Source organism: Tardiphaga sp. (assembly GCF_044340795.1).
Taxonomy (GTDB): domain Bacteria; phylum Pseudomonadota; class Alphaproteobacteria; order Rhizobiales; family Xanthobacteraceae; genus Tardiphaga.
Genome location: NZ_JBIISY010000200.1, coordinates 1 through 10975, shown reverse-complemented (window position 1 = coordinate 10975; position 10975 = coordinate 1). Strand labels below are relative to the sequence as shown.

General features: G+C 54.0%; 10 protein-coding genes. 3 read left to right on the top strand and 7 right to left on the bottom strand.

Annotation, left to right across the window (positions count from 1 at the left end; genetic code table 11):
* Positions 1–765: 765 nt before the first annotated feature.
* From ACIQ17_RS25190 to ACIQ17_RS25180, 3 genes are all read left to right on the top strand, one after another.
* A complete protein-coding gene (locus ACIQ17_RS25190; protein ID WP_398472004.1) occupies positions 766–1143 on the top strand; it encodes an integrase core domain-containing protein in 378 nt (125 codons plus the stop codon).
* 525 nt (positions 1144–1668) lie between these two features.
* Positions 1669–2067: a hotdog fold thioesterase gene (locus tag ACIQ17_RS25185; RefSeq protein ID WP_398472002.1), complete on the top strand. Its 399-nt coding sequence runs from the start codon at positions 1669–1671 to the stop codon at positions 2065–2067.
* 177 nt (positions 2068–2244) lie between these two features.
* Positions 2245–3096, top strand: coding sequence for an NUDIX hydrolase (locus tag ACIQ17_RS25180; protein ID WP_398472001.1), 852 nt, complete (start codon positions 2245–2247; stop codon positions 3094–3096).
* A gap of 366 nt (positions 3097–3462) precedes the next feature.
* Here the strand turns inward: ACIQ17_RS25180 and ACIQ17_RS25175 are convergent, their stop codons facing one another.
* The 7 genes from ACIQ17_RS25175 to ACIQ17_RS25145 all read right to left on the bottom strand — a co-directional run.
* Positions 3463–4710, bottom strand: a complete 1248-nt coding sequence (locus ACIQ17_RS25175; RefSeq protein WP_398472000.1) for an ABC transporter substrate-binding protein — start codon at positions 4708–4710, stop codon at positions 3463–3465.
* 47 nt (positions 4711–4757) lie between these two features.
* Positions 4758–5576 (bottom strand): ABC transporter ATP-binding protein, encoded by an 819-nt coding sequence (locus ACIQ17_RS25170; RefSeq protein WP_398472005.1) that lies wholly within the window; start codon positions 5574–5576, stop codon positions 4758–4760.
* 7 nt (positions 5577–5583) lie between these two features.
* Positions 5584–6657: a branched-chain amino acid ABC transporter permease gene (locus ACIQ17_RS25165; protein ID WP_398471998.1), complete on the bottom strand. Its 1074-nt coding sequence runs from the start codon at positions 6655–6657 to the stop codon at positions 5584–5586.
* Positions 6658–6661: 4 nt separating this feature from the next.
* Positions 6662–7549, bottom strand: a complete 888-nt coding sequence (locus ACIQ17_RS25160) for a branched-chain amino acid ABC transporter permease (protein WP_398471997.1) — start codon at positions 7547–7549, stop codon at positions 6662–6664.
* A 2-nt stretch (positions 7550–7551) separates the two neighbouring features.
* Entirely contained in the window at positions 7552–9477 is a 1926-nt protein-coding gene (locus ACIQ17_RS25155; RefSeq protein ID WP_398471996.1) for an AMP-dependent synthetase/ligase, read from the bottom strand.
* The gene (locus tag ACIQ17_RS25150; protein ID WP_398471995.1) at positions 9464–10261 is read right to left on the bottom strand and encodes an ABC transporter ATP-binding protein; all 798 of its coding nucleotides are present in this window, start codon (positions 10259–10261) and stop codon (positions 9464–9466) included. Before ACIQ17_RS25150 ends, ACIQ17_RS25155 begins: the two co-directional genes overlap by 14 nt.
* A gap of 147 nt (positions 10262–10408) precedes the next feature.
* On the bottom strand, positions 10409–10975 hold a 567-nt coding region (locus ACIQ17_RS25145), incomplete at its 5' end, for an enoyl-CoA hydratase/isomerase family protein (RefSeq protein ID WP_398471994.1).

The window sequence follows — 10975 nt, the reverse complement described above, 5'->3', positions numbered from 1 at the left end:
CTGCCGGCCTATCTTGTGACCATGCGTGATCGGTCTGCGCGATTACCTGCATCATGATACAAAGCCACCCAAAAAGAACTGCTCGCATACCTCGCGCTCCCTCGCCGAGCCAGATTTTCTTGTCGCGATACTTGCCGAATTCGGAGTTGCCGTCTCGGTCGAACGGGGTTTTCACGGTAAACACACATCCGTGCGATCTGATGCTTACCGAACCGACTGATAAAATCGTGCTTACGGAAGAGCTACGGCGCGACGGTCTTTTCCATGTAAAGAAAGGACCGGCAGCAGCGCGGAGACCCAATAAGGACAGGCCGCTCCTGGGGTTGCGGCGAACTCATGTCCTAACATTGATAATCATCACACTTAATGGACGAGAGGTGACGATACACTTAATGGACGAGAGGTGACGATCGGAGCTTCCACACAGGAAGGCATCAGCTGCGTACCACCGCCTGGACTGAGCTTGGCTTGCAAGGGATCAATCGGAAGTGTACCGGCTCCGCAAGCAGGAGGGGTTGTTGATGCGCATAAGTGGAGGCCGCAAGCGGGCACTGGGCACGAGGGCAACGATGACGCAGGATCGGAATCCGCGCTGGTCACTCGACTTCGTGATGGATAGCTGTCTAACGGCCGACGGTTCCGTGTCCTGGATCTCTACGACGACTTCGCCCGGGAATGCCTTGGCTTGGTGACCGACACCACGCTCGCGGCGTTGCGCGTCGTTCGTGACTCGGCCAGATTATCGAAAGCCTGGGTTGCCCGCGCATGATCGTCAGTGACAACGGCGCCGCGTTCATTTCAATTGCGATCCTGGCCTGGCAGGAGGAGCTTGGAGGCGAATGGCATTACATCGCTCCCGGCAAGCCGACGCAGACTGGCTTTGTCGAAAACTTCAAAGCCCGCCTGCGCGACGAGTGCGTCAACAAGCACTTGTTCAGCAATTTCTACGAGGCTCGCCAGATCATCGAGGATAGAAGAATCGAGGAGAGGAGGATGTACTCAATATTAACCGACCGCAAACGAACTCAAATGGCTCACCCCGGCCAATTTTGCCGCCCAACCCAAAAGGGGCCAAACCCAGAAGGGACTTTACTCAAAAACAGCGCAAAAATTGCGGAGCAGGTCAGCGGCTGCATGCATTAGTCCCGGCGCAAGTTATCGCAACCCGATCTCCCGAGCCACTTGAAACGCCTACCATTAGTAAACCCTGCTCTCTAGCTTTAACTGCATCTAGAATCACACGCACTTCGCATGATGTCGCCGCTCTTATACTCAGAACCTAACAGGCACGAGAGTTTCCGAAGCACGATAAAACCTTAGAGGCCTTAGAAAGATCGACTGAGCCTATACGGGACTTGACCGGCCTCGAGGATAGCATCATAGTTTCGAACACGCGTTAGAAAATTCGCAAAACGCATGGTTCTGAACGACGTGTCTGGTGCAGGCGTTGCCTGCAATCGAAGTGCTTTATGTCTGGGTCCACAACCGATCCGCCTCCTGCAAGCCGAGCATAGGCGTAAAGCCGTTCTCTGGTGGGGCGACGCTCCTTGCGGGCAAAGTGTGTCAGGCTCTCCTAACAAGCACTGCGCTGATATTCTGGATAAATACGAAGACAAGATCCTGGATAATTACTAAGCTGAGTTCCTAGGTATTGCGAGGGCGAGAATATTGGCTTTAACTATTGCACAGTTGAACGAACGGCTTTTGATCTCACCTTTTCATCAATGGCTAGGATTGCGGCTCACCGCCGCTGACTCTCATGAGTTGACGCTGGAAATGCCTTGGCGCCACGAAGTCGTATCTAACCCTCTGCTTTCTTCTGCCCATGGCGGGATATTGGCCGCTTTGATAGATTTGACTGGCTTGTATGCTATTCTTGCCGCTGGAGGAGTAGCGCGTGCAACCATCAACATGCAGGTCGATTTCCATAGGCCTGCTATTCCTGGGCGGCTGCGTTCGATCGGCCGCCCCATAAAGCTGGGGCGTCAGCTTAGCGTTGCTGAAACACGCGTTCTAGATGACGAGGGGAAACTTCTCAGCAGCGGTCGCGGAACGTATATTGGCTGATACATTCTCGTCCAATGCAATATTGCAATAGGCGTCGAACAATTTTCATGTGTGACTCCCAAGAGTAGTCCGCGAGCGAATTATAATGCCGTAGAGCTTTCCTACTAAGGTCGTCGGCTCCGCTCAATTATGGTTGTCGGCGTTTGTCATAATTCCTGGGCTGCAAATGAGGGCCACATGACTGGACAGACCAACCCGCGATCTGCCGCAACACTGATGCTTGCACGCGACGGCGCTGATGGTATCGAGCTATTCATGGTCGTTCGACACCATGAGATAGAATTTGCTTCTGGGGCTTTAGTTTTTCCTGGAGGCGCCGTTAATCAATCTGACGCCGATCCGAGATGGCGCCAGCTCGCTGAAGGGGTCGAAGGGCTTACTGATCAGATGCTAGGTCTTATGGCTGCAGCTGCCCGCGAAGCTTTCGAAGAATGCGGCGTGCTTTTCGCTCGCGAGGCTCGAGGGGGCGCGTTGGTTGATGGCGAGCGTGCAGAAACTTTGGGTACTGCATATCGTGAGAAGATTGAAGCTGGTCAGCTAGGGTTCGCAGACATGATCGAGCGGGAAGGGCTTGTTGCGGCCTTCGATCGGCTCGTGCATTTTGCACACTGGATTACGCCTGCACATATGCCAAAGCGCTTCGATACTTATTTTTTCCTTGCAGAAGCGCCGATGAATCATGTCCTGCAGCACGATGGGCACGAGGCCGTCGACTCCGTATGGATCACCCCACGCGAAGCGCGCATCGACGCCGACGCCAACAGGCGAACGGTGCTGTTTCCTACTCTGCTAAATCTCGAGAAAATTGATCGTCACCGCACCGTCACGGCCGCCCTTGCGGCCACAAAGAACGACAGAATCGTGACAGTTAGGCCAGAAGTATTGACGTCTGCAGACGGTAGGATACTGCGCATCCCAATGGAGGCGGGGTATGGCTCGGCAGAATTTCTAGTTATTGGAGAGCCAGGTCAGAACGCTCGCATCGTTAGGTTATCGGCCACAGATACCGCGAGAGGCAGCGCTGGTTAGCGCTATTGGTAGAGCCGCTAATTCAAAACGCAATCCAAACAGCGCGATGGTGGCTGCAGCGCTCGAAGTTTCGCATCTGTAAAGAAACGGTCGAATTGGCGGGAAATGGCATAATGTCTTATAGCTTGCAGCCGCTGACAGAAAAGATCGGAGGCGCGTCGAGATGAGGCGGACTTGGCCGCTTTTCAACGGCTTTTCGGACCAGTTAATGCAAGCCACCCGTCGCTGCGAATTTTTCAGATTTCTGCGGCTTGTAACGCGACGCTCAGATAAATTGTGTTCGTTAACAAAGAGAAGAGCGCTTTGATGAGCTTTCATCGCCGCACTCTTCTCTCGCTTAGCTCGTATTTCGATGAATCAATTTCTTTACTTAGCCGCGTCCGATTTAGCGTAGTCGGCTGACTGAGTTTTTACCACATTCCAAACCTCGTCCGTGTAGGCCGCAATCCAGTCTGTTTGTGGCACCCACTTGCTGCCGTCCCACATTTCGATACGGGTTTTACCGCCACCGCCGTGATCTTTAGCGCTTACGGTAACCGGCGCGATCATGCCGTTCGCGTCGTAGCCATTGATACTCTCGAGGCCATTTTTGATCTTCTCGGACGTTAACGGCCATCCGTCCTTCTTCAGAGCGAGGCGTGCACCTTCAATTGCAATTGACCAGATTGCGAGGCCCGTATTGTAATAGACATCGTCCAGATTTTTGCGATCGCCGTTGCCTTTACCCTTTTCGTACAGCTGCTTGATAATCTCCTGCATCAACGGATGGTTCGACCCTCCGGCGACGTTTGTGCCACGTTTCATACCCTTCGCCGCAGCAGCACCTATGTTGCTAATATCGACCTCGTTCATCCAATTAACGGCAATGTACTTGTCAAGCGCTATCCCGTTACGCTTCATTTCACGTGATGCGATCACGTGCATATTTGACAGGCTCCAACTAATGATCCAATCAGGTGCAAATCGCCGCATCTGCGTCCAGGCGGAGGCCTGATCGTTGCCCGGCAGTGGATAGGGAAACAGCTGAAGATCAAAACCTTCCTTAGCGGCGAGCGTTTTGATGATGCCAATCGGCTCCTGTCCAAACGGATAATCCACGTAAAGGAACGCAATTTTCACTCCTTTGAGGGTCCCGCCGGATTTCTGTTTGATATACTCGATGTCGTTCGCGGCTTGCCCCCAATAAGTCGGACCGATCGGGAAAACCCATTTGAAGACATCGCCATCCACCGCGTCTCCGCGCCCGACTAGGGATTGAAGTAGTATGTTGCCATCCTTCATGATCCGCGGGAGGACCGCACGAGAAACTGGGGTTGACAGAGTGTCGAACACCATCACACCTTCTCGCTTCAACTTTTCATAACACTCAATGCCGCGCTGCGGCTCGTTGCCATGATCCTGGACAACCATCTCGATTGGATGTCCGTCTAATCCACCTTTACTGTTCACCAGGTCGGCGTAATCCTTCGCAGCCTGCGCCACTTGAGGAGTGACGAAGCTATAGACCTTCGTAAGGTCGTAACACAGGCCAAAACGAATCGGGTCGGCCGCCTTCGCCGAAAGTACGGAGACCGCACTCAAGGCGACACCAGCTGCGATGCACAAAAATTTCATTTGCTTCCTCCGTTTTATTTAGCTTGTTGTACCATTTAGGACAGAGATCAGGTTAGCCAGCGCTTACGGCGCCTGTAATGCTTGATGTCATGGAAATTTTTCGCTTGCGCTCCACCTAAGTAGAACTCTTGTATATCGGGATTGCTTTTCAGCGCTTGTGCCGTGTCGTGCATCACAATACGGCCGCTCTCGATCAGATATCCATGCGACACGATCTCGAGAGCGGCGATTGCGTTCTGCTCTACCAGCAGTACCGACAGACCTTCTTCGCGGTTGATCTGGCTTATAATCTGAAAAATCTCCGCCACCAGAAATGGCGCAAGCCCTAGGCTGGGCTCATCGAGCATCAGCAGCTTTGGCTGCGTCATTAGAGCTCTTCCAATTGCCAACATTTGCTGCTCGCCGCCCGACAGGTAGCCTGCGGCACTGAAACGGCGTTCGTAGAGGCGTGGAAAATAAGTATAAACTTTATCTTTGTTGCGGATCATATCGTGACGGCTTCGGATCGCTGAAGCTGCAATTAGATTCTCATCTGGAGTGAGATGTTCAAAGACTCGACGGCCTTCGAGCACGTGCGCGATTCCGAGTTCGACCCGCTTTTGAGGCGACAGCGAGCGTAAGTTACGGTCGAGAAACTGAATCTCGCCTCGGCGAACTTCACCACGTTCGGCAACAAGCAATCCGCTGATCGCCTTCAAAGCCGTGCTCTTTCCAGCTCCGTTGGCGCCGAGCAATGCCACCATACCACCGTCAGGAACCTCGAGCGAAACGCCCTTGATCGCAAGAGAGACATGGTCGTAGACGACTTCGATATTGTTCAGCGATAGCACTGCGCTCTTCGTTGGCTTTGGGCTCGTTTCAGTCATCATTGCATTATTTCTTCACATAGCCGAATGGCCACACCAAAAGATAATCGCGCACATTTTTGTATATTTTTCCGAGCCCTAAAGGTTCGACAAGCAGAAAACTAATAATCAGAGCCCCATAGAGCGCCTGAGGCAAATGTGCGAGTGCCTCAATGCTTAGCGAAACGCCGAACCGCGCCGCTCCCCACGAAATAAAACTATTCATGACGCCAGGCATAAGCAGAATAAATGCTGCGCCGAAGTAGCTTCCGATGATGCTGCCCAGGCCACCAACGATGACCATCGCGAGCACCTGGATAGACACGTCGACAGAAAACTGCTCGGGCGTCACGGCATGATAAAATGTGCCGATAAGGATCGCGCCGCTGACGCCTCCTATAAAGGAGGAAGCCGAAAAGGCGACTAGCTTGAAATAGAAGCTGTTTACACCGATGACAGCCGCGGCAAAGTCCTTTTCTCGAACCGCAACTAGTGCGCGGCCAAGCGCTGTGCGACGCAGGTTCAACATAAAAAGGGTTACCAAAACGCACCATACAAGCGCCACGTAATACAGCCCGGCGTCGGAGACGATGGGCTGTCCTAAGACGCGAATGTCCGGTGCCTGCAAAGTGGCTTGCGTTCCCCCGCTGATAGCTGGGACATGGGAGATGGTCCAGTCCATGACAAACTGAAGAGCGAGCGTACTCAATGCCAGGTAAAGTCCCTTGACCCTCAAAGCCGCAAAAGCAAAACAGCTGCCTATGACTGCGGCTGACACGCCGCCGATGACGATGGAGAATTCCCACGGAACGCCGAATCGGTTGGCATGCACAGTTGCATAAGCGCCGATCCCCATGATGGCGGCATACCCCAAGTGAAATTGTCCGGCCCAACCGAGAATGAGATTAAGACCAAGCGCGCCGGCGGTCCAAACCAGCCAGGGGAGAAGGTAACTGCTCAGATAAAGTGAACTGAACAGAAAAGGGGCTGCGACGCCGAATGCGAGGAGCATCCCGATGATCCATCGGTCGGCTGCTACCGGGAATAATGCTCGATCAGCAACGTAGTTTGTATGATATACGCCGGCTTGCCTGAAAAACATCGACTTATATCCTCTCGATGTCGTGTCGGCCAAAAAGGCCATGCGGTCGCAGCATGATAGTGACGATCAGCATCGCTGCATCGACGAGGTCCCGACTGGCGCCACCAAGCAGAGGATCAAGGTAACTTCCGGCGATACCTTCAACGATGCCGAGTAGCAAACCTGCAAGTAGCGCTCCGCCCAGGCTATCCATCCCACCGAGGACAGCGACGGTTACGCCTTTTAAGAGTAAGTGGGCCAGTGATTGATCCACGCCTTGTACCGAAGCCCACAGAACGCCTGCCACTGTCGCTACAACCGATGCCATCGCCCAAGACAAAGCAACGCCTCGCTCAACGGAGATTCCCACTGACCAAGCTGCAGTGTAGTCATCGGAAATTGCGCGTAATACTACGCCCATCCGAGTTCGAAAGAATAACGCAAATAAACCGAACATCACGATGGCAACCGCCGCACCGGCTGCGTAGGCGCGGTTGATCAGCAGCGCCCCCAGGAAAAGCGGGTCGTCGCTGATGCCGATTGGCATAGGACGTCCGGTGGCTCCCCAGATCGTAAGTGAACCGGCGCGAAGAAGGATTTCCAGGCCTAGTGTCATCATAAGGATCATAATAATCGGCCGCCCGGCAAGTCGACGTAACGCAATTCGTTCGATGGCGATCCCGATTCCGAACATCGAGAGTGCTGCCAAAATAATCGCAAGCCAAAGCGGTGCGCCAAATCGACTTGAATAGGCGAGAACAATGTAGGCACCCAGCATCGTCATAGAGCCTTGAGCAAGATTCGGCACCGACGATGACTTGTAGATCAGCACGATACCCATCGCGACCAGCGAGTACATAAGGCCGATCAGACTTCCGTTTATCCCGGTCTCAGCCAGTAACGCCCAGTCCATCTTCACGCCTCCTGCACCGAAAGAGTGCGCTCGATGACGCTGACCTCGCCAGATTCATAAGCGACTTTCGCTCTCATCAAAACGCTGCTCTTTCGATCATAGATTGCGTCGATGACTGGCTTGTATCGCTCTTCAACGACGTTGCGCCGGATCTTGCGGGTTCTCGTTACTTCGCCGTCGTCTGGATCAAATTCCTTATGAAGGCAAACGAAGTGCCGGAGCTGAAGTTTTTCCAATAACGTGCTATTGACGTGACGGACAGCCGCAGTGATTAGCTCGATTACCCGCGGATTCTGCGATAAGTCCGCGTATGACATGTATGAAATTCCTCGCAGCTCGGCCCAGAGCCCGACGGCGTCTTTGTCAATACAGATAAGAGCCGCCAGCGTATGGCGACCACGCCCGAGAACCGCAGCATCCTTGATGTACGGACTGAACTTTAGGCGGTTCTCGATATAATTCGGGATGTACCGCTCGCCCTCAGCAGTGTGGACGACATCGGACAACCGCCCCAAAACGACGAGATGCCCATCCGGCTCCAAATAACCAGCATCGCCGGTATGGAGCCAACCATCTTCCAGGCTGTCGCGGGTTGCTTGTTCTTGCTTATAGTAACCGCTGAAGACACTGCCAGAGCGTATCATAATCTCGCCGGACGCGCTTATCTTTACTTCGACGCCGGGAAGCGGACGTCCGACGGTGTGCAGCCGAACTTCATCGATGCCTTGTATAGCGTTGTAGGCACTGCTTTCTGTCTGGCCGTAAAGCTGCCGTAGCTTTATTCCGAGTGCGCGGTAGAATACGAACGTATCCTCCCCCATCGCTTCGCCGCCAGTGAAGGCGCCGCGCAGACGGGTCAACCCGAATTGGTCTTTGATCGGGCCAGAAACTAGAAGCTCGCAGAGCGGACTGAGCAATCGGTGCGTTAGCTTGGGCTTTTCTCCAGCGAGCTTGCGCTTCTCAGCAGAGATCGCAGCCCCCATCAACAGATCATAGCTGCGCCGTTTCAGCCAGGAAGAATCCTCCACGCGCACCTGAATGGTTGTCAGCAGATTGTCCCAGCTTCGAGGCGCCGCCAGATAGAATGTTGGGGCAATCTCGCGAAGGTTTTGCAAAACAGTCTCTTGCCGCTCGGGAATGTTGATGGAGAATTGCAAGGCGATACCTGCGCCCATCGTCACCGCGAAGTCGCCAACCCACGCCATAGGCAGGTAGGCAAGGATACTTTCACCGAAACCGAACGTCTTGCCTTCATAGGCATTGCGCACGCCTGACAAGAGGTTCCGATGCGACAGCACGACACCTTTTGGTTTTCCTGTACTACCGGACGAATGGACAAATACAGCAGGGTCATCTGGTTGAGCACGCGCGACAAGCTGCGCTAGGGCATCGGCGCTATCTCCGAGATTCTCGTTTCCTCGGTTTTGAATCTCTTCCCACGAAGTCAGGCCCGGACTTGTATACGAGCCGAGACCACGGGAATCGTCGTAGATGATGAAATCGATTGCAGATCCTTGCTCACGCAACTCCAGAGCCTTATCCACCTGCTCCTGGTCCTCAGCCAGAACAAACCGTGCGCTGGCTTCGTGAACAAAATGCCGTATCTCATCGATCGTCGCATCGGGATAAGCTGGCATCGCGTAACCGCCGAGCGCGCCAGCAGCCAGCATGCCTGCGTACAGACGCGGCCGATTGTCACCCAGCACGAGCAACACTTCGCCGCGCTTGAAGCCAAGCGCTTCCAGCCCGGCGGCGCATCGCATAACGGCGTCTCTAAACTGGCGCCAAGTTATTTCTTGCCAAATCCCTTTGCTCTTCTCACGCACCGCCACCCGGTTTGGGCACGCTTCGGCATTGCGATCGAGAACACGAATGAGAGTGGTATCCGTTTCGAAGTTCCAGGTTTGTATTTGATTAGTGCGCGCCACCCGCCCCCCCGATATACGCCTCGATCACACGGGGATCAGCGATGACGTCAGCTGGAACGCCGGTACCAATCATCGCGCCGTAATTCAATGCCAGCATTCGATCGCAGATGCCCGTAATGACATCCATATGATGCTCGATGATGAGGACGGTCACGCCGCGTTCGTCACGCGCATCGAGTATGAACCGAGCCATGAATTCTTTCTCCTCCTGGTTCATGCCGGCCATGGGCTCGTCAAGAACCAGAAAGCTTGGCTCTGCCGCAAGCGCTCGAGCCAGCTCAACACGTTTTTTGAGGCCGATCGGAATAGTATCGACGAGCTCGTCTCGCACGCCTTCGAGTTGAAGGAAGTCAATTACTTCCTCAACGGCGGCACGGTTTGCTGTCTCATCCCGTTGCGCCAGCCACCAGTACAATGCGGTGCGCGAGACGCTTGGCTTCATGTGAATGTGGCGGCCAAGGAGAATGTTGTCGAGTACGCTCATACCATTGAAGAGCGCAAGGTTCTGAAAAGTGCGGGCAATGCCCAACCTCGCAATGCGGTGTGGAGCGAGCCCCGTAATATCGCGACCGTTGAGCAGGATGCTTCCGCGCTGCGGAGGATAAAATCCAGTAATCGCGTTCGTGAGGGTCGTCTTCCCACACCCGTTAGGGCCGACCAGTCCGAAAATTTCACCGCGTTCAATCTCCACATCGATGCCGTTAAGGGCAACGATGCCGCCGAACCGTCGTTCGACAGACCGACACTGCAATACCGGACCTGATAGCTCGCGAGCTAAAGGCAATTCGTTTCTCCCGAGCTTATTTTGCTTGGCTTGGTGCTCGAAAGCCCGCCAATTGAATATCGTTAAATCTAACAAACGTTCGATTTTAAAGCAAGTTGGATGGGTGCGACAGCTTGTCGATGGGCGCAGAGTTAACCGATGCACCTTTTACCGATTGCCAAAGTGGGGTTTCCGCTTTTCACGAAACGCGGAGATACCCTCACGCGCGTCTTCGTGCATGAACAAAAACGGAAAACCGTCAATCGCATGACGCATCTCGTTACCCCCTAAGCCGCGATTGTAAAAAGACTTGGCCATACGTACGGCGAGCCGAGGTTTCTCGGCGATCTGCTCCGCGAAGATCATCGCATTAGCGAGTAATTCAGCATGCGGTACAACACGCAGTGCTATACCGAGCCGGCAAGCTTCTTCCGCTGATACTGGATCGCCGATAACACTCATTTCCTTGGCCTTAGCGCGGCCGACGATGTCTTGCAGCCGCACGATCGCAAAACCTGGCAGCAGGCCGAGTTTAATTTCAGGGACAGCGAACTTGGCACGGTCGGATGCGACGATGAAGTCGCAGGCAATTGCGAGCTCAAAGCCGCCGCCGTAAGCTATGCCATTCACGGCGGCGATCACGATCTTACTGGTATTTTCCGGTGCCGCCAAAACTTCCATCGCATCAATCATGAAACCGCGCGCTTTTTCGGGATCGAAGTCAAATTCTTCAAT